This is a genomic window from Undibacterium sp. GrIS 1.8 (assembly GCF_040544445.1).
Lineage (GTDB): Bacteria > Pseudomonadota > Gammaproteobacteria > Burkholderiales > Burkholderiaceae_D > Undibacterium.
The window spans coordinates 54,334-73,552 of sequence record NZ_JBEONQ010000013.1 but is presented as its reverse complement, the minus strand read 5'-3'; the positions used below and the strand labels follow the sequence as shown (position 1 = coordinate 73,552).

Sequence of the window (19,219 nt, the reverse complement as noted above, 5' to 3'; positions counted from 1 at the left end):
TTTGCTTTATTTAGTTTTTAAAAAAAGGAGAAATACATGCGCTCAGCAATTAATTCTAAAACTCTGGCTTTGCTGTTGACCAGCGTCGCTCTTATCTCAGCTTGTAGCACGCCAGTTAAATTGGACGAGAAGCCACCTGTCGTTGAAGATAAGTCTGCAATGAATAAACCAGTAGAAGACAACACCCGCACTGTTAAACCAGTTGAAGTCGTTTCTGTTGACCCTTTAAACGACCCGCAAGGCGTGTTGGCGAAACGTAGTGTGTATTTTGACTATGATAGCTATGTGGTTAAAGATGAGTTCAAATCTTTAGTCGAAGCCCATGCTAAATATCTGGTCGGCAATAAAGCTCGTAAAATTTTAATCCAAGGTAATACGGATGAACGCGGTGGTCGTGAATACAATCTGGCTTTGGGACAAAAACGTGCAGAAGCAGTGCGTAAAGCTCTGGCTTTGTTAGGTGTGCCAGAAGCCCAAGTAGAGGCGGTTTCTTTAGGTAAAGAGAAGCCAAAAGCAACGGGTAGCGACGAGGCTTCATGGGCAGAAAACCGCCGTTCTGATATCGTCTACCAGTAAGTATTCAATACGTATTGAATACGTATTAAGTTATCCTCATTAATACAGATTGCCGCTAAACATATTGATTGCTGCAATCTGTATTTTGAGAGACGCTTCGATAGCGACAAGCTTCGAATGATGTTCCCTTCTTTGTCCTCCAGCATGCTGGATCACTTCAAGATCAATTCTTATTGAACTCTTCCCATGAAATTTTTTACTTTCTCTAAAACAGCGCGCTCGGTTGCCTTCGCCATGATGTTGACACCAATGCTGCCATCAGTTGCAGCGGCGGGTATCTTTGATGACGATGAAGCACGTAAAGCAATTTTAGATTTGCGTTCTAAAGTGGATGAGGTAAGTAACAAACTCGATACGAAGTTAGATACCAAAGCCGATAAAAGTAGTGCGCTTGATCTGGCGAACCAAAATGAGCAATTGCGCTCAGAGATCGCAAAATTGCGCGGACAGATAGAAGTGCTGACCAATGATTTAGCAAATACTCAGCGCCGTCAGCAAGACTTTTATGTCGATCTGGACAACCGTGTTCGCAAACTAGAGCCAAAGAAAATGACGGTCGATGGCAAAGAGGCGACGGTAGAAATCAATGAGCAACGTGCCTATGACGCAGCTTTATCTTTATTTAAAGCAGGCGATTACAAAAATGCAAGTGCTGCATTTACAGCCTTCAATGTGAACTATCCGCAATCGGCTTTTGCCGGATCTGCGCAATATTGGTTGGGTAATTCCTGGTATGCACAGCGTGATTGCAAGAATACGATTTCGTCTCTGCAGGTTTTGGTTAGAAATTATCCTGATCATCCAAAAGCACCAGATGCGATGTTGAATATCTCTGCTTGTCAGCTGGAATTAAAAGACAAATCAGGAAGCAAAAAAACGCTGGAGGCAGTGATTGCACAGTACCCGGAAACTGAAGCCGCACAGGCAGCAAAGAGTCGCTTGGCCGCCACAAAATAAGACTAACTCCCGAGAGAATACTGCTTCGGTGGAAAAAATCCAGCAAGCTCGTTGACAGCGGTATTGGAACATACTATAATTTCGTTCTTTCGGGTCGTTAGCTCAGCTGGTAGAGCAGCGGACTTTTAATCCGTTGGTCGCAGGTTCGAATCCCGCACGGCCTACCACGAAATTCGGAAGACTTAGATGAAAATCTAAGTCTTTTTTATTTATAAATATGATGTCTGGTGTGGATTAGTTTTGTTTTCTGCACGCATTTTATGTTTATAAAGCGCAAGTCTTTGGGTCGTTAGCTCAGCTGGTAGAGCAGCGGACTTTTAATCCGTTGGTCGCAGGTTCGAATCCCGCACGGCCTACCAAAGTTTTAAGAATAAAAGGACTCAGGTGAAAGCCTGAGTCCTTTTTGTTTTTCGGCGATGAGAAGTGTCTATACTTGATGTATCGCCACGCACACTTATCCTATTTTTAAATCATGTGTTCACCGAATCGTAAGCGACAATCTTGATTTAAAAATCACATGAAATAGAATTATTCCGTAATTCAGTAAAGGACGTCTGATGAAGCAAAAACAGAATAGCGGCAAGCTCAAAACGGAACAAAAATCAAAGCCAAAGCCAGAACAGCATCATGAAATTCGCCTAGGACAATCGATAGAATTACTCAAAGAATTGCACATCCTCACGCGTGACGGCAAGATGAATCAAGATAGCCGGCGCAAGTTAAAGCAGGTCTATCATCTGTACCAATTTATCGAGCCCTTGTTGCAGCAATTACGCGAAGATCATAGCGACCTCACTCTGGTCGATCATGGTGCGGGTAAATCGTATCTTGGTTTTATTTTGTATGACCTGTTTTTTAAAGCAACGGCAAGTCAAAATCAGTCCCGTATTTACGGCATAGAGACTCGTGATGAATTAGTACAAAAGTCTGTCGAGCTGGCCACCAGACTAGATTTTCCCGGTATGTCATTCTTAAATTTATCTGTCGCTGACTCCATTACTTCTACCCAGTTGCCCGATCAAATTGATATTGTTACTGCGTTGCATGCTTGTAATACGGCGACGGATGATGCGATTCAATTTGCATTAAAAAAGAAGGCAAAATTTATGGTGTTAGTGCCTTGCTGTCAGGCAGAAGTGGCGGCAGAGCTGCGCAAACATAAGGGTGATGCTGTACGCGACAATCCTTTATCAGAGATGTGGCGCCACCCGATTCATACGCGTGAATTTGGTAGCCAGATCACTAACGTGCTACGGTGTCTGCAATTAGAAGCGCATGGCTATCAGGTTAGAGTAACCGAGCTGGTTGGTTGGGAGCATTCAATGAAGAATGAACTGATCATTGCTGAGTACAAAGGCTTACCGGCTAAACGTCCTGCCGAACGCTTGGCTGAGGTGCTGAGGACTACTGGCTTAGAATCTATGCAGGCACGGTTTTTTACGCCACACTAATTTCAACATTCGTCGTGCGTTAGTTTTAAATGCAATTTGAAGACAGAAAAATGACACACTAATTGACATGTAATTTGGTGATTTACACCGAAGTCACCGGCACGTCACAAACAATTATTAATATCATTTATCTTATAAATAAGACTTAAGCAAAACCGCCCTAGCTGCGTTTTAGCTCCTAGCTGTACTAGAAACTATCTTCGTCGCTAGACCTTGCTAGGGCAATTTTGCGTAAGTCCTGATAAAGTTTTTGAACCTAGTTGCCAATTGAGAATTTAGATTTTCATCGCTATCAAAAAATCGTTTGGAGAATTACCGTATGTTCGCTGCAGTCGATCTTGGTTCTAACAGTTTTCGCTTGCACATAGGTCGTCATGAGGGTGATGTGATTCGCGTTGTCAAAAGTGCTCGCGATCCTATTCGTCTAGCGGCTGGCCTGGATCAGCAAGGAAATCTGTCGCCTGCAGCAATACAAAGCGCGATTGCGTGTCTCGCGCGCTTTAAACAAATCTTAGATAGCTACCCGCTAGATGCCGTCCGCGTAGTAGCAACCAACACCATACGTATTGCAAAAAATAGTGCCGATTTTATGCCCGCAGCGGAAGCTGCTATTGGCTATCCGATCGATATTATTTCTGGTGAAGAAGAAGGACGTCTGATTTATATGGGCGTTTCCAACTCGATTGCTATTCCAGGCGAGCGTCGGTTAGCGCTGGATATCGGTGGTGGCTCTACCGAAGTGATACTTGGTCGCGGCCATGAGGTGGTTAAGGTGGAGTCTTTTAGTATTGGTACGGTGAAGCACAGCAGTACTTTTTTCCCGCAAGGTAGAATCACTGAAGCAGGATTTGAAGCCGCTATTCTGTCAGCACGATCGATGTTTGAGGATGCCGCACCGCCGTATCAGCCTGAGCATTGGCGCAATGCTTATGGCTCTTCGGGCACGATACGGGCGATCTCTGATGCAATCGCAAAAAATAATTTAGGTGACGGTAGTATTACGCTCAAAAGCCTGATAGCGTTAAAACAATACTGCGTCCAATGTGGGCAGGTGAGTCAGCTAGAATTAACGGGTATTAAACCCGAGCGCGTCGCCATGGTGGTCGGCGGACTTGCGATCTTGATCGCCTTGTTGCAAGAATTTAATATCACTGTATTGCAACCCATAGAAGCAGGTTTGCGCATGGGGGTTATGTGGGATTTATACCTGCGTGCGACCAAGCGTGACCGGCGTGAGCAAGCCGTGCATAACGTCGCCACTATGTTCTATGTTGATGTCACACGCGCTAGTCGGGTAGCCGATATGGTACGTTCTTTGTATGCACAATTAAAACCGGCAACGGATACCTATATCCGGCATTTACACTGGAGTGCTATGTTGCATGAGGTCGGTATGGCGATATCGCATACCGGCTATCATAAGCACGGCGCATACATGATAGAGAACGCTGATATGGCCGGTTTCACTACCCGCGAACAGCGTGTAATGAGTAAATTAATTTTGAGTCAAAAAGGTAATCTGAGAAAAATCAGTGACAGCTTTGCCGACTTGGATTTTGCTAAAGCGGTACTTGCATTGCGTCTCTCAGTCACCTTTATGCATTCGCGGATAGAACTCGACTATGCTGATTTTAGTTTAAAAATGAAGAGCAAAATCGAGCTGGAAATTCGACAAGACTGGGTGACTTTACATCCGACAGTTGCTTTTTGGCTGCAAAAAGAAATCGAATTTTGGCGCGAAGTGGGCGTGGAGTTTGTCGTTAAGGCGAATATTTAAGCCGCCAATATTGCGTAGTATTCCATATCGACAAATCGATTATTTTTCCAGGCAACTTCCCGGCGTCTGCCTTCTAATGCGAAACCTAATTTTTGTAAAAGCTGACTGCTAGCTTTGTTCTCTGGTTCTACCTCAGCTTCAATCCGGTGTAAGCGCAGTTGCTGAAAACCATAGTGTAAAATTAGCGACAAACACTCATGCATGACTGCCTGACGCCAATACTCCGGATGCAACCAATAACCAAAATCTGCGTTTTGATTTTCTGTATCTAATTCGTAAAAACCACACGCGCCGATTAGCTGATCGGGTGTGGCTTGCGGACAGATCGCCCACCAGATACCACTTTCTTCTTGCTCAATCCGTCGATACCAGTCTACCTGTTCTTGTGTCGCCACCAGGCTATCGTATGAGATGCCATAGTAGGCGATGACTTTAGGATGCGATAAGCCCTTAAAAATATTACCAATATCCGACTGAACAATTTTTCTCAATACAAAGCGCTTACTCTGTAGTACAGGAAAACTGATGCGTGGTTGGAAATTCATACTTGCAACCTTTCATCTGGATCATTAGATATTGTTAAGTGTTGTTTAACACAATGTATCGTCTGAACACCATTCAGTAATAATTTGTAATAGTCACATGACAAATGTGTGTGAAAGATTATATTAATCATGTTTTATGTACTTTTCTTGATCCCACTCCCGAAGTGGTTTAGAGCTACGCCTACATGGTGTAGCTTTTTTTTGCCCAGATATTTTGTCCTGACATTTCAGCTACCTTGCTCTAATTGGAGAAATCATGCCCATACAATTTCCGCGACATAGAATTAAATCCATTTTGCTTACGCTCTCGTTGATGCTTGGTTCTGCTGCCACGATGCCTGCGATGGCGATTCCGGTAGCTGATTTTCGTGCGGAAGATGCTTTACCTATTTTGACGGAATTTAAAAAGAATGTGAATCTGAATCCCAATCAGCAATTGCTTTGGCAACAAACCGAAAGCAAGGTACGTAATATTTTGAGAATACGAGAACTACGCCGCCGGGCAATACAAGATGCTGTTAAAGCCGGTTTAGAAAAAAAGAACACAGAACTTCGTGATCTCACAAAATCAATGGATCAGGATGAGGTTATATCTCTGCAAGAGAATCAGCAATTAAGAGAACTTTGGCTGACCATGTACGACGCTTTGGATGACAAGCAGCGAGATATGGTCGTCGATTTATTAATGGATCAGTTGAACCGGGTAGAAGACCAAACGAAGGATCGTGGCTCGCGTAGCGATTTGCCTAAAGCCAGTGGCGGTCGTCGCGGCAAAGGCGGATCTGGTGGAGCAGGTGGCCCAAATGGCGGTAGCCAAGGTGGTATGGGGCAGAATATACCGTCCGGTGAGTGAATGGCACATTAGAATATTTTAGAAGATTTTGTTTTGTAAAGTCCAATGATTATGCGGCCTCTAGCCTGATATTGGCTTGAACGCCTTATAGTCATTGGACAATCTAATTTGAAAAATGCTTTTTAATAAAATTAGACTAGTTTGCCAGCACAAACTAATAGCGAGATTTGATCCAGTTATCTATCGCAATTTTCCCAGGTCCAAATACGGCTAATACAGCCAGCAGCAAACCCCAATACAGATGATCATTGATGGCCGCCGGACACTCAAATGACCAAAGCTGCGGATATGATATGACCGCCATTGCATTGACTGCAAATAATCCTAAAGCGGCAGGACGTGAGAATAAGCCTGTAATTAACAAAATCGGGAAAAACAATTCTCCACCTGCGCCAGTAATCGCGGCTAGCTCCGGCGGCAAGACGGGAACATGATATTCCTCGCGGAATAGGGATAAAGTTGCATCCCAGTCCTGAATCTTTACCATCCCAGATTTTAGAAATTGCCAGCCTACAAAAATCCGCAAACCAAGATTGAGCAATGCGCCGCCCCATTCTTGTATTAGTTGATCGATGCTAGTACTGAGTTGATGCAGCCGCAAAAATTGGTTCATTTTTATTCTCCGTGTTAGTTATGCAAGTCAGTCGGAGCAGGGCGGTTTTCCTTACATGCGTTCATCGCTGAAAGACAGTTTACTCTCTACAAAAATGCCCCAGTTAAACCATTGCTGTAGTTGATCCGCAATTTGGAAATCGGGATCGTGTTCCATCGCTCGCTCCAATGCCGATCCGATACTTTTTCCTTGTGATAAGGCTAGCAATCCAAGATACGACGCTATGCCTAATGCATGTACCTCGACTGACCAATGTTGACGGTTGACTAGGCAATAGTTTTTTACCTCTAATTGCTCTGGATAAGCGACATCGGTATTTGGTTGGTGTGCTTGCCAAATGGTTGCACAAGCCCACTCCGATGTTATTAAGCGGCAAGCTGGGTGTAGGCGCAAACGGGTTTGTCCAAAATGTTCTCCTGTTTTTTCAATCACTTCGGTCAGGCCCAACGGCGCTGTATTGGCTGCGTAATAGGCCGTATGCACATGCCACTCTAAGTTGGCGACATCTGGAAAATAGGGATAGTCATTGATGATACCGATACCAGTTATCGGATCGGCTAAAAAAATGGCTAGCTGCGATCCAAATTCGTTTAAATCGCCTGAAGTAGACGGATGGGCGCGTCCGTAGGCTTTGGCCATTTGCTCAAAAAATTCTGCGCCGACCAATTGATATAAAACAGGATAGGTATTTTGTAAGGCTTGAGTCCAGATAGCGGACACATTCCCCCTATAAATCCCCAAGCGTTCTTGTGCTTGTTCCGGCGAGGATTTGAACAATGGCCTTGTACTTTGATCGGGAAACAATAAAGCATCTGCAAACTGCTGTTGTATCGCAGAGAGGCTGCGAGGGTCAGCCATGATGTGCCGCTGATATTGAGTTACTGACACTACTTGCGTTGATGATGTTGGCACGAGCCGCATCCCTGTAATGCGTCGCCTTAGCCGCTTCGGCCAGTAGAACCGGTAGCGCTGGAATATCGGTATCCCATTCAATCAACACAGGGATTTCTGTACCCAGTAGCGAGCACGTTGTTTGGTATAAATCCCATACCTCCGGCGCTAGTTCACAACCATGATGATCGATCAGGCAGTCATCAGTACGCAAATGTCCCGCCAGATGAATCTCACCAATCACACCTTGTGGCAAACCAGAGAAATGACGTAGCGCTGCTAAGGCATCTTCCCCGTGATTATGCTGATTGACGTAGAGGTTATTGACGTCTAATAAAATGCCGCAGCCTGTACGTTTTGCCAGTTGTACCAGAAATTCTGCCTCGGACATTTCATCTTGGGCGAAGCGTAAATAGGTCGAAACGTTTTCGATCAGCACACTTCTTTGCAATAGATTTTGTATCTGATCAACCCGCTCGCATATCAACTCTAAAGCATCTTGTCGCAGTGGTAGCGGCAATAAATCATTCAAATGACGGCCAGTCACAGCACCCCAACACAAATGTTCGGATATCAGAGCGGGTTGTATGCGTTGAACCAGTAGGTGTAATTTTTGCAGATGGGCGTCGTTGTATGCGCTGTAACCAACGGCAGAGCCGAGAGCTAAACCGACACCATGCAGGCTGATGGGATAATCTTGACGCAGTTGCTGCAAAACATGCAGATCGTAACCGCCATCGCCAAAATAATTTTCTGAATGCACCTCTAACCAGTCGATTGCTACTGGTGCATTCAGAAAATCACGATAATGCTGACTGCGCAAACCAACTCCAACACCTAGGTTGACGGTCGGTTTGCGCATCGTTTCGAACGCGGAGTTCAAGCTGTATTAAATTTAGCTAAAATCAGGCTGCTTTGTCTACTTTGCCGCCCATTTTTTCACAGGTGCCTGCCGGGACTTTTTTCCATTCACTAGGGTCCATATCTTTCTTGCCTTGGCCAGCGCAAGAATGGGAGCCAGTTTTAGTAGCGCAATCATTTTGACCTGCTTTGGCAACGCCAAAACATTTTTCTGTTTTTGCTGGCTCAGCGGCGACTGCCATAGCGGAACCAAGCAAACCTGCTAATGCAACTGCGATCATGGCTTTGTTGTTCATGTTTATCTCCAATAAATTAAAAAGGGTTTAAGTTGAATCAATACACATCACTTACAACGAATAGTCGATCAAAGCAGAGATACCTTACACATCTTTTTAAAAAATGTCCTGCTTTTATATGGATTTTGTATTCATTGTTAATTTTTACGAAACAAATTTCAAATTAGATTCAATCTTGACTGGGCACTAATTTTTAGCTTCAGTTTGGGTTATTGGGCGGATAGGTTATTCTTCGCCTGGTAGCTAACAAGAAGCTTAATTTTGATCAGGAATTTTATGCAAGAACTTACTTTTAGCCTGGATGGCGAATTCGTTGAATTGAATCAATTATTAAAACTGGTCGGACTATGCGACAGTGGCGGTGCGGGCAAAGTGATTGTCGCCAGTGGCGCTGTCGCAGTTGACGGTAAGCAGGAATTACGTAAAACAGCCAAAATCCGGCAAGGACAAAAAGTAGTCCTGGGCGATGTTCGCATCAAGGTGATTGCCGCTTAATTCACCCTAATGCGTTTTGCTTATTTGTTGAATAATCAGACGGCTGCTGTGCCGGCGCTGACTGGCTCTTCAGGCAATGTTGCAAGCTGATTTTGCTGCATCTGCTCAGTTTGCTCATTACTCATAAAGCGCGCCAACATATTGTCCATGGTATCAACATGATGTTCAAACCAATGCGGCAATTCTTCTGCCAGGCGCGCGCCTAAATCGGTTTCTCCCAATTCTATCCGGCGCCGTACTTCTTGCATCACTTGCAGTATGGTGTTGTGCTCTGTGATATGACAGCCACCTGGTGGAAATTGGGTTTCAGTCATCCATTGATTTTCTTGATCGAAGTGTTCGACTGAATGTGCGATCAAGGCATCTAAACGCTTGATGTAGGTAGCCGGATTATCTTCTGCCAGCGCAGCGCAAAGTGTGACAAATTCTTGATGTGTTTCATCCATAGGTGCATAGCTCAAACTTAGCCGATCCGACCATCCCCATTGTGTATCAGTCATTATTTTTCCTTGTCGCGTCAGTTTCAACGTCGATTAACATTACTCAGTATTCTCGACAGGATTATCACTGATTGTAGATTTTTTTGCTGCTGGATTTTTGACAGTTTGGGCGTAACTTTTCAGTCCATTGAGTTGAACTTCGATTTAGGTTTGCAAGCTTGGCTGACAACAGAGTTGTTGGTGAAGTGAGGAGGTGCGAGAAAACTGAAGACGTAGCTCAAATGTAATTCACAAGAATGAACTACAGTAAAAATAAAGTTGCGCGACGCACATGCATGTACGTCGGCAACAAAATAGGACTAAGCAGTTGTATTGATATTTCTGCCAAGATTTGGCGGTAAATTCGATACTGTTGGAGCGCTTGGAATCGCTTCTATCAGAGCAGTTGCGCTGTCCTTGCTAATGTCTTGTGCTTTTTTTAGCACAGCAATACTAACTGCCTGGCTAGTACCTACATCGGCCAAAGTTGTGGCAACACTGGCAATACCTGTAACATCCATTATGTTCTCCCATTAATGCATGTCTTCTTTAACGGCTAGAACTGGGTGCGACTTTATAGCGAGGCCGAAAATAACTTTTCTGCTAGCGCAAGTTGTAGCCATTTTAGTATCTGCTCCGGTCGATTTAGATCGAGCCAGACTATGCCGGCGCGTAGATCTTCGGGTGCTGGCGTATCTGCTGCAACTGCCACCACACGTAGATCGCTTGAGTACAGAGCAGGTTTGCCGAGGCCGGGACGATGGATTTCTAGTTTTGGAATGGGCTCCCACTTATAACCTTCTACTAAAGTCAGGTCGGCGGCTGCCAGACGGGGGAGCAAGTCAGACAACGAGGGTTCTGGCTGTTGCCGTAACTCTGTGATTAATGAAACACGATAAGGCGAGGCCAGCAGCACTTCATTCGCGCCTGCCATACGTAATCTCGCGCTATCTTTGTGCGCCGGTTCTAAAACAATGTCGTGATGACTATGTTTGATCACATTTACACTTGTGCCGGTAGCAACTAGTTGTGCGATGACATATTCCAGCAATGTGGTTTTGCCGCTACCTGACCAGCCGATGACGCCGAGTAATTGAGTTGACATTTTGTATGGGGAATTGATTTCTTGATAAGTTATTTATTTCTCTGTTACAATATGGTACTCGCAATAGATAAAACACATATTAGTTGCGTGTAGTTAATAACATATTTAAATTCAAGGTAAAAAATGTTCAATAAGAAAATTATTGCTGCTGCATTAGCAGTTTCTGGTTTATTCATCACTGCAAGCGCAAGTGCGCAATATTATGCCGGCGCTACAGTTGGTCAAGCCCGTTGGAATGGCGATTGCTCAGGCACTACAAGCTGCAAAACAACTGATACAGCATTCAAAGTGCTGGGTGGTTACAACATCGACAATACAAACTGGGGTGTTGAGGCTAGTTACTTCAATCTGGGTAAAGTAACTGTTAGCGATGGCGCATTAAAAGGCGAAATTAAAGGTAGCGGCGTTGATTTGTCTGGCGTGTATCGCGCTAGTTTCAACAATCAATGGGGCGGCTTCGCTAAGTTGGGTATTGCTTACGTTAAAGGCGAAGTAGAAGCATCTTTGGGTTCTGCTCATGCTTCTCAGTCAACTAACTCCACTCAAGCAGTTGTTGGTGCTGGCGTTACTTATGCATTCGACAAAAACATTTCAGTTCGCGCTGAAGTTGAAAGCCGTAAAGTTGAAGTGCCAAATTCTAGCGGCAATGTCACTAACTTCAATATCGGTCTGCAATTTGCATTCTAAGTTTTAAGAATTTAAAAAGTCTTAGAAGTTTTAAATGTAAAAAAGCCCTCACTTGGTTCAACTCAAGTGAGGGCTTTTTTTATTTAAAACTTATTCAACCACGATTTCAACCACGATTTCAACCACTATTACGCAAGCCAGCAGCAATCCCGTTGATGGACAAATGGATGCCGCGCCTTACCCGTTCATCCGGGTCGCCATTGCGATAGCGCTCCAGTAACTCAACCTGCACATGGTTTAGCGGCGATAAATACGGGAAGCGATTGCTGATTGAGCGTTTTAGCAAAGGGTTCGCAGACAATAATTCTGACTGCCCAGAGATCGACGTTAAAGCGGCAATAGTCGCTTCATGTTCGGCTTTTAAACGCGGGAAGATACGATTACGTAAAGCCTCGTCCTTGACCAGTTGCGCATAGCGGCTGGCGATACCGATATCGCTTTTGGATAACACCATCTCCATATTCGATAAGACGGTAGAAAAGAACGACCAGTCTTTAAACATCGCTTGCAGAGTTTGTAGCCCATGGTCTGGATGTGCTTGCAAGTAGCTTGTGACGGCTGAGCCAAAACCAAACCAGCCCGGCAACATCAGGCGACATTGTGACCAGCTAAATACCCAAGGAATCGCTCGTAAATCCTCTATCGCAGTAGATTTTTTACGCGATGCCGGACGGCTGCCAATATTCAGTCCCGCGATTTCTGAGATCACCGTGGATTCCCAAAAATACTGCTCAAAACCCTCGGTCTCATAGACCATATTCCGATAAGCGCGGAACGCGTGATCGGATAACTCTTCCATCACTTTTAAAAATGCGGGTGGCGGTGCGGGCTCTTTATCCGACAGCAGGCTGGCTTCCAGAGTCGCTGCTGCCAACACTTCCAGATTGCGACGGCCAACTTCAGGATTGCCGTATTTAGCGGTGATCACTTCGCCTTGTTCAGTCAGCCGAATTTGTCCTTGTACCGCACCTGCTGGTTGCGCCAGAATCGCCTGATAACTTGGGCCACCACCACGACCGACCGAGCCGCCACGGCCATGGAACAAGCGCAAGCGTACTTGATGTTTAGCGAATATTGTTACCAGATCTAACTCAGCTTTATACAGTTCCCAACCTGATGTCAGGAAGCCGCCGTCTTTGTTGCTGTCGGAGTAGCCCAGCATGACTTCTTGCGCATGGTTGCGACTTGCCAGTAAGCGTGCGTAAGCGGGTAGAGCGAGCAATCTATCCATCGACGGTGCGCTGTTTTGTAAATCACCAATGGTTTCAAACAGCGGAATAATATTCACATCCAGACTGCCCTCTAGCGGATGCAGTAAGCCTGCTTCTTTCAGCAATAAAGCCAGTTCCAGCATGTCCGATACGCCATCGGTTTTGGAGATAATGCAGTTGGGGACAGCACCCTTGCCGTAACGCAATTGCGCCGTTCGGGCGCCACGATAAATCGCCAGCTCAGATTGGGTCTCTTCCGAGTAAGTAATATAGGGCGAGGCCAGTGGGCGTGCTGAGGCGATTTCAGCCGCCAGCAAACTGATGCGCTGTTCTTCATTCAATTGCAGATAGTTGCTGCCGGGTTTGGCGGCTTCTAATAATTCAGCCACAACCCGCTCATGTACATCGGAATTTTGGCGCAGATCGACAGGTGCTAAATAAAATCCAAACACGCGCACGGCACGGCGCAGGTGACGCAAACGACCCCTTGTAATCGCAGCCGAGCCGTTATCCAGTAATGACTGATGGACGATATCCAGGTCGGCTGATAATTCTTCCGCCGTGGCATAAGGCGTCGCATCGCCGGATGCATGAATCACCGGGTCTGCGCCCAGCAATTGTTTGTAGGTGCCAGCCAGCCGCGCATAAATGCCACTGACGGCAAGGCGGTAGGGTTCATCTGCGCGATGCGGTGAGTGATCGGGCGAACGTTGCGCCAGATCCAGCAAGTCTGCCGACACATTTACCAGTAAAGTCGCCATCGACAATTGCGAACCCAGCGTATGCAATTCATCCAGATAAAATTTGAGGGCGCGGGTTGCTTGCATGGACAGAGTCTGTTCCAGCACGCTGGCGGTGACAAATGGATTGCCATCGCGGTCGCCGCCGATCCAGCTTCCCATTTTCATAAAACTCGGTAAATCAACCGGTGTATGGCTGTCTTCTTTGCTGCTCAGCAAATCCTCTAAACCTGCATACAAACTCGGTAGCTCGCGTAAGAAAGTGGCATCGTAAAAACTCAGACCGTTTTCCACTTCATCCAGCACCGATAATTTAGAGGTGCGCAACATACGGGTTTGCCATAAGGTCAGCACGGCACGATTGAGCGCCTCATCATTGGCGTCCGATTCTTCCGGCGTCAATTGCATACGATCACGCTCATCCAAGAGGCGAGTGATCACGGTCTGGCAATTCAAAATACTTTTTCGCTGCACCTCAGTCGGATGCGCTGTCAGCACAGGACTAACTTCTGCGGTCTGAAAAAAATCCAGTAACTGTTGGGTACTGCGACCGCTGTTGTACAAGGATTCTATCGTGTGCGCCAGACTGCCTGCGCGTGGTGTTGAGCCAGCGATCAGATGCTTGCGGGTACGGCGGATATGATGCTGATCTTCTGCCAGATTCACCAGATGGGAAAAGTAACTGAAGGCGCGGATGACTTGCGTCGTCTGGTCATTGGTCAGCGTGTCCAGCGTCGACTCCAGTTCTTCCCGCGCAGCCTCATCTGCATCGCGACGGAAGCGGATCGAGTTTTGTCGCACGGTCTCAATCAAATCAAACACGACGTCACCATGCTGATTGCGTACTGTATCGCCGAGTATTCGTCCCAGACGACGAATGTCTTCGCGCAGGCTTTGGTCTTTGTCGTCTTCAGTCATATCGATTCTTGATAGTGGTTGAGTCATATTCGCTTGAGTAATTGTTATTGAATACTGATTGCACGAACATTCAGCGGGCGAACTTATCGTTGATCAGAAGTGTCATGCTTGGTATTACTCCGGGTGGGTATATTTAAGTTGTCCATATAATCATTGGGTAATACTGAATATTGATGAAAATAAAAGGGGAGTATGTAAAATTCGGCTGCGATAGTGACCGGCGAAAGGATTTTGCAGTGAACCATAGCGCTACTCAATTCGCCCTATTTATTCCGTTTGCCAATCGCGTTCAGCAAGCCACGGGTAGAGCTATCGTAATCTTCCTTTACCGCGGACGGATCCAGACTAATCAATTGCTGTGCCAGCGATTTACCGAGTTCTACACCCCATTGATCAAACGCATTAATATCCCAGATCACTGATTGTACAAATACTTTGTGCTCGTACAGTGCAATCAATGCGCCTAATGAGCGTGGCGTGAGGGAATCTAGCAACAATGTTGATGTTGGACGATTGCCCTCAAAAACCCGTGGCGCCAATACCTGGTCTGACAAATCACCCAGCTCGGCGCGTACCTCGTTAATATCTTTACCCCATGCCATAGCTTTTGATTGTGCAAAGCAGTTGGCCAGTAGTGCTTTATTGTGTCCTGGCATGCCGGCATCATCTTCGGCTACGACAATAAAATCGGTCGGGATAATCGTCGCGCCTTGATGCAATAACTGGAAATATGCATGCTGACCGTTAGTGCCCGCTTCACCGAATAATATCGGTGAGGTGGCATAATCTACCCGCTGACCTTCTCTCGTCACCGACTTGCCATTGCTTTCCATTTCTAGCTGTTGCAGATAAGCAGGTAGGCGTGTCATACGCTGATGGTAAGGTGCAATCGACAGCGCCTGTAACCCAAGGAAGTTGATATTCCAGACGCCGATCAAGGCCATTAATACCGGCAAATTTTGCTCAAGCGGTGCCTGCGCGAAATGTAAATCCATCTCATGTGCGCCTGCCAGCATCTCTTCAAAGCGATCTGCGCCGACATAGAGCGCAATTGACAAACCAATAGCACTCCACATCGAATAGCGACCGCCAGCCCAATTCCAGAATGGAAATACACTTTCTGGCGCAATCCCAAAATCTACAGCGGCTTTCACATTCGTGCTGAGTGCCACAAAATGCTGACGGATTTGTTCTGCCGGACATCCGTGCGCCAGCATCCACTCGCGTGCAGTGCGGGCATTGGTTAAAGTTTCCATTGTGGTAAAGGTTTTGGATGCGACAACGAATAACGTCGTTTCAGGATTCGCATTTTTCAACGCATCGGCGACGTGGCGACCGTCCACATTGGAGACAAAGTGCAGGGATAAATTATTCTTCGACCACGGAGTCAGGGCGATGCACGCCATCTGTGGTCCCAGATCTGATCCTCCGATACCGATATTGATGACGGTACTAATCGGTTTGCCGGTATAGCCCAGCCAGCGACCTTCGCGTACCGCATCGCTGAAGCTACGCATTTGTGCCAACACCTGATGCACATCGGCGGCGATATTTTCGCCATTCAGATAAAACGATTCGCCTTTGGGTAGCCGCAACACGGTATGCAGTACGGCACGGTTTTCGGTATTGTTAATCGCTTCGCCGCGTAACATGGCATCACGATGAGACTCGACCTCTTGTTGTCGCGCCAGCGCCAGCAAATTGAGCTTGGCGGTCGTGTCGATTCTCTGTTTGGAGTAGTCGAGCAAGATACCGCAAGCCGATGCAGAAAAATGCGTAAATCGCTGCGGATCGGCGCGGAATAGTTCTTTCAGGCTGGGCATATTCGTCGCCCGTTGCTGCAGCAAACACCAAAGGGGAGTACGAGAAACAGAGGTCGTCATGATCAGAATTGATTCTATGAGCAAAAAATCGATTTAAGGGGGAGTATCTTGATTAAAACTCTAATTGTCCAATGAATCATTGGACAATTAGAGTAAAAATTACAATACCTAGATGAGTATATGTTTTTTTAGAGGGAGTTTTATGGATTGCTTCTTGTCAGCTTAGTGCGTTTTCTACATAGAAATTGTATGGAAAATCAAGCCAACTGAGGACGCCCTGCAATCATCGCTTGCGTCGCCAGTGTGCCGATTGCTTCCCAATCGCCAGCATTGATCAGGGAGGCAGGGCACATCCAGGAGCCGCCGACGCACAAGATATTATTTTGACGCAATAAGCCCGGCGTTGCTTCCACCGTTACGCCACCCGTCAGGCAAAAACGTACGTCGGGGAAAGGGCCGCCCAAGGCTTTTGCCATTTTGATGCCGCCCACGATGTCGGACGGGAATAGTTTGACGACATCAAAGCCATGTTCCAATGCCAGCATCAAATCACTTGCACCACCAACGCCTGGGAAGTACGGTAGACCGGATTCTGCAGCTGCTCGTGCCAGGGTTGGCGTGATACCTGGACTGATGCCGAATGCCGCACCAGCATATTTCACCGCATCCAGCTGGGCGGAGGTGAGTACCGTGCCTGCGCCAACAACGACATTCGGGCAAGCTTTGATGACTTCGCGCAAGACAGTCATTGCGTTTGGTGTACGCAAGGTAATCTCAACCGCAGGCAAGCCGTTTTCTGCGAGCGTCGTCACGCAACGAATTGCCTGATCCACATCGTCTGTCACCAGAATCGGCAAAACACGAAGTTGTTCTAATTGCGCAATGATGCTTTGTTTTGTGTGGATCATGATGGTCTCAATTCTTTAGTGATGGTTCTTTTTTAACAGATAAATAGCGGCACATCCTATTTGCTTGACGGCCTCAATCGATAAACAAAGTCGATGCACCGTGTTCTGGCGCAGTGACCACGCGTCGCTGTGCTGCAAATAATTCGCGACCGTAATCAAATGTTGCTTCGGTCGATGGCACGCGAACCGCGCGTTGTTCCCACTCTTCCGCATCGACTAAGGCCCGCAGTTCACCGGTATGGACGTTTAATTCAATGAGGTCGCCATCACGTACTTTACCTAGCGGTCCGCCTTGCGCTACTTCCGGGCTGACATGCAATGCAGCAGGCACTTTGCCGCTGGCACCGGACATGCGGCCATCGGTGACTAGGGCGACTTTATAGCCAGCCGACATCAGACTACCTAACACTGGCGTAAAGTGATGCAGCTCTGGCATACCGTTGGCTTGCGGCCCCTGAAATATCACGACAGCGACAAAATCTTTGTTCAGTTCACCTGCTTTGTAAGCGCCGACCAGTGCGTCTTGCGACTCAAACACAATCGCTGGCGCACGTACGATCCAGGCGTCTTCTGGTACCGCAGAGGCTTTCACAATCGCCCGACCGACATTACCCTGTAACAAGCGCAAACCGCCAGTCGCTGCGAACGGATCACTCACATTGCGCACGACGTCGTGGTTGGTCGAGATAGCGGGGAGGGTTTGCCATTGGACTTTATTGCCCTCTGGATGCTCTACCAGTGCCGGGCGGCTGGTGTGTCCTAACAAACCTTGATTACCGTAGACAGTTTTGACATCGGCATGCATCAAACCTGCCGACAATAATTCACGGATCACAAACGTAGGGCCGCCCGCATCTTCAAATGCATTCACGTCAGCAGTACCGTTGGGATAGACGCGTGTCAGCAAGGGGATAACCGAAGACAATTCATCAAAATCTTGCCAGTCGATCAGGATGCCTGCCGCGCGTGCGACTGCAACCCAGTGAATTGTATGGTTGGTCGAGCCGCCAGTGGCCAGCAAGGCGATGACTGCATTGACGATGACTTTTTCATCGACCAGCTTGCCAATCGGCGTGAACTGATCGCCATGTTCAGTTAGCTGCAAAACCCGCTCAACCGCCGCATCTGTCAGCACATGGCGCAAAGGATCGCCCGGATGGATGAAAGCCGCGCCGGGCAAATGCAAGCCCATGGCTTCCAGCAACATCTGATTGCTGTTGGCTGTGCCGTAAAAAGTGCAGGTACCAGCGCTGTGATAAGCCGCACTTTCTGCTGCCAGTAATTCTTCCTTGGTCGCTTTGCCTTGGGCATAGCGCTCACGTACTGCGGCTTTTTCTTTATTTGATAAGCCAGAACCCATAGGGCCGGCGGGAATAAAAATCGTCGGCAAATGACCAAATGCAAGAGCGCCGATCAACAGACCGGGCACAATTTTGTCGCAAATGCCAAGGCACAAAGTCGCATCAAACGCATCATGCGACAACGCTACCGCAGTCGCCTGCGCAATCACATCGCGTGAGAACAAAGACAGTTCCATTCCAGGGCGACCTTGGGTGACGCCATCGCACATGGCTGGCACGGCGCCCGCGACTTGGGCAGTACCGCCAAAGCGCAATGCAGCCTGACGGATTTGTTGCGGATAAGATTCATACGGTTGATGCGCCGACAGCATATCGTTGTAGGCGGTGATGATGCCGATATTCGGTTTTTGTGCTTGATTCAACCAGATTTTGGTGCCGCTATCCATCGCTGCGTTGGCATGTGCCTGATTGGCGCAAGACAAGCTGGCACGACGTGGACCGCGTCCCCGCATTTTTTCCAAGCGTGCCAGATAGGCAGTGCGCAAGGTTTTGCTACGCTCAGTAATACGTTCTGTCACGCGGGCAACAGTTGGGTTGATTGGGTTGATGTTGGCGGGTGTATTTGATGCAGATGTACTCATGAGGAGGCTCGCTTCAGACTTTTTTGGATAATTTTTTTGGATGGAATGAAGATAGCATAAATCTAGTAAAACTGTAACAAACTTTCATTTA

19 protein-coding genes and 2 tRNA genes are annotated in these 19,219 nt (G+C 47.0%); 9 read left to right on the top strand and 12 right to left on the bottom strand.

Annotated features, from left to right (window positions below; all coding sequences use genetic code 11):
• Window positions 1-36: 36 nt before the first annotated feature.
• The 6 genes from pal (at window position 37) to AAKU64_RS08305 (ending at window position 4,761) form a co-directional block, all read left to right on the top strand.
• Window positions 37-576, top strand: a complete 540-nt coding sequence (gene pal / locus AAKU64_RS08330) for a peptidoglycan-associated lipoprotein Pal (protein ID WP_322119893.1) — start codon at window positions 37-39, stop codon at window positions 574-576.
• A 186-nt stretch (window positions 577-762) separates the two neighbouring features.
• The gene (gene ybgF / locus AAKU64_RS08325; RefSeq protein WP_416200120.1) at window positions 763-1,533 is read left to right on the top strand and encodes a tol-pal system protein YbgF; all 771 of its coding nucleotides are present in this window, start codon (window positions 763-765) and stop codon (window positions 1,531-1,533) included.
• A 91-nt stretch (window positions 1,534-1,624) separates the two neighbouring features.
• Window positions 1,625-1,700: transfer RNA gene (locus AAKU64_RS08320), tRNA-Lys, on the top strand.
• Between the two features lie 116 nt (window positions 1,701-1,816).
• Window positions 1,817-1,892 (top strand) — tRNA-Lys (locus AAKU64_RS08315).
• Between the two features lie 198 nt (window positions 1,893-2,090).
• Window positions 2,091-2,984 carry a class I SAM-dependent methyltransferase gene (locus AAKU64_RS08310; RefSeq protein ID WP_354361999.1) on the top strand — a complete coding sequence of 298 codons (894 nt, stop codon included), beginning with the start codon at window positions 2,091-2,093 and terminating at the stop codon, window positions 2,982-2,984.
• Between the two features lie 319 nt (window positions 2,985-3,303).
• Entirely contained in the window at window positions 3,304-4,761 is a 1,458-nt protein-coding gene (locus AAKU64_RS08305; RefSeq protein WP_354361998.1) for a Ppx/GppA phosphatase family protein, read from the top strand.
• On the opposite strand, the gene AAKU64_RS08300 is transcribed toward AAKU64_RS08305, so the two are convergent.
• Window positions 4,758-5,306, bottom strand: a complete 549-nt coding sequence (locus AAKU64_RS08300; protein WP_354361997.1) for a GNAT family N-acetyltransferase — start codon at window positions 5,304-5,306, stop codon at window positions 4,758-4,760. The genes AAKU64_RS08305 and AAKU64_RS08300 overlap by 4 nt on opposite strands.
• 256 nt (window positions 5,307-5,562) lie before the next feature.
• On the opposite strand from AAKU64_RS08300, the gene AAKU64_RS08295 reads away from it, so the two are divergent.
• Window positions 5,563-6,159 (top strand): hypothetical protein, encoded by a 597-nt coding sequence (locus AAKU64_RS08295; protein ID WP_354361996.1) that lies wholly within the window; start codon window positions 5,563-5,565, stop codon window positions 6,157-6,159.
• Window positions 6,160-6,313: 154 nt separating this feature from the next.
• On the opposite strand, the gene AAKU64_RS08290 is transcribed toward AAKU64_RS08295, so the two are convergent.
• Genes AAKU64_RS08290 through AAKU64_RS08275 form a run of 4 tightly spaced genes read right to left on the bottom strand, consistent with a single transcriptional unit; the run spans window position 6,314 to window position 8,820 of the window.
• The gene (locus AAKU64_RS08290; RefSeq protein ID WP_354361995.1) at window positions 6,314-6,772 is read right to left on the bottom strand and encodes a DoxX family protein; all 459 of its coding nucleotides are present in this window, start codon (window positions 6,770-6,772) and stop codon (window positions 6,314-6,316) included.
• Window positions 6,773-6,823: 51 nt separating this feature from the next.
• Window positions 6,824-7,630 carry an HvfC/BufC N-terminal domain-containing protein gene (locus AAKU64_RS08285; RefSeq protein ID WP_354361994.1) on the bottom strand — a complete coding sequence of 269 codons (807 nt, stop codon included), beginning with the start codon at window positions 7,628-7,630 and terminating at the stop codon, window positions 6,824-6,826.
• Window positions 7,623-8,546 carry an MNIO family bufferin maturase gene (gene bufB, locus AAKU64_RS08280; RefSeq protein ID WP_354361993.1) on the bottom strand — a complete coding sequence of 308 codons (924 nt, stop codon included), beginning with the start codon at window positions 8,544-8,546 and terminating at the stop codon, window positions 7,623-7,625. Before bufB ends, AAKU64_RS08285 begins: the two co-directional genes overlap by 8 nt.
• Window positions 8,547-8,568: 22 nt before the next feature.
• Complete coding sequence (locus AAKU64_RS08275; protein ID WP_354332975.1) at window positions 8,569-8,820, bottom strand: BufA1 family periplasmic bufferin-type metallophore; 252 nt, start codon at window positions 8,818-8,820, stop codon at window positions 8,569-8,571.
• Window positions 8,821-9,096: 276 nt separating this feature from the next.
• Here AAKU64_RS08275 and AAKU64_RS08270 point away from each other — a divergent pair, with 276 nt between their 5' ends.
• Window positions 9,097-9,315 (top strand): RNA-binding S4 domain-containing protein, encoded by a 219-nt coding sequence (locus AAKU64_RS08270; protein WP_322117903.1) that lies wholly within the window; start codon window positions 9,097-9,099, stop codon window positions 9,313-9,315.
• A 35-nt stretch (window positions 9,316-9,350) separates the two neighbouring features.
• Here AAKU64_RS08270 and AAKU64_RS08265 read toward each other — a convergent pair whose 3' ends face one another.
• The 3 genes from AAKU64_RS08265 to mobB form a co-directional block, all read right to left on the bottom strand.
• Window positions 9,351-9,815: a hemerythrin domain-containing protein gene (locus tag AAKU64_RS08265; protein WP_354361992.1), complete on the bottom strand. Its 465-nt coding sequence runs from the start codon at window positions 9,813-9,815 to the stop codon at window positions 9,351-9,353.
• A 299-nt stretch (window positions 9,816-10,114) separates the two neighbouring features.
• Window positions 10,115-10,315, bottom strand: a complete 201-nt coding sequence (locus tag AAKU64_RS08260) for a YjfB family protein (protein ID WP_322117905.1) — start codon at window positions 10,313-10,315, stop codon at window positions 10,115-10,117.
• Window positions 10,316-10,368: 53 nt separating this feature from the next.
• Window positions 10,369-10,899 (bottom strand): molybdopterin-guanine dinucleotide biosynthesis protein B, encoded by a 531-nt coding sequence (gene mobB, locus AAKU64_RS08255; RefSeq protein WP_354361991.1) that lies wholly within the window; start codon window positions 10,897-10,899, stop codon window positions 10,369-10,371.
• A 123-nt stretch (window positions 10,900-11,022) separates the two neighbouring features.
• Here mobB and AAKU64_RS08250 point away from each other — a divergent pair, with 123 nt between their 5' ends.
• Window positions 11,023-11,586 carry an outer membrane beta-barrel protein gene (locus AAKU64_RS08250; protein ID WP_354332967.1) on the top strand — a complete coding sequence of 188 codons (564 nt, stop codon included), beginning with the start codon at window positions 11,023-11,025 and terminating at the stop codon, window positions 11,584-11,586.
• Between the two features lie 118 nt (window positions 11,587-11,704).
• Here AAKU64_RS08250 and ppc read toward each other — a convergent pair whose 3' ends face one another.
• From ppc to edd, 4 genes are all read right to left on the bottom strand, one after another.
• A complete protein-coding gene (gene ppc / locus AAKU64_RS08245; protein WP_354361990.1) occupies window positions 11,705-14,455 on the bottom strand; it encodes a phosphoenolpyruvate carboxylase in 2,751 nt (916 codons plus the stop codon).
• A 263-nt stretch (window positions 14,456-14,718) separates the two neighbouring features.
• Window positions 14,719-16,338: a glucose-6-phosphate isomerase gene (gene pgi / locus AAKU64_RS08240; RefSeq protein ID WP_354361989.1), complete on the bottom strand. Its 1,620-nt coding sequence runs from the start codon at window positions 16,336-16,338 to the stop codon at window positions 14,719-14,721.
• A 197-nt stretch (window positions 16,339-16,535) separates the two neighbouring features.
• Window positions 16,536-17,186: a bifunctional 4-hydroxy-2-oxoglutarate aldolase/2-dehydro-3-deoxy-phosphogluconate aldolase gene (gene eda / locus AAKU64_RS08235; protein WP_354361988.1), complete on the bottom strand. Its 651-nt coding sequence runs from the start codon at window positions 17,184-17,186 to the stop codon at window positions 16,536-16,538.
• 73 nt (window positions 17,187-17,259) lie between these two features.
• A complete protein-coding gene (gene edd, locus AAKU64_RS08230) occupies window positions 17,260-19,128 on the bottom strand; it encodes a phosphogluconate dehydratase (protein WP_354361987.1) in 1,869 nt (622 codons plus the stop codon).
• Window positions 19,129-19,219: the final 91 nt, after the last annotated feature.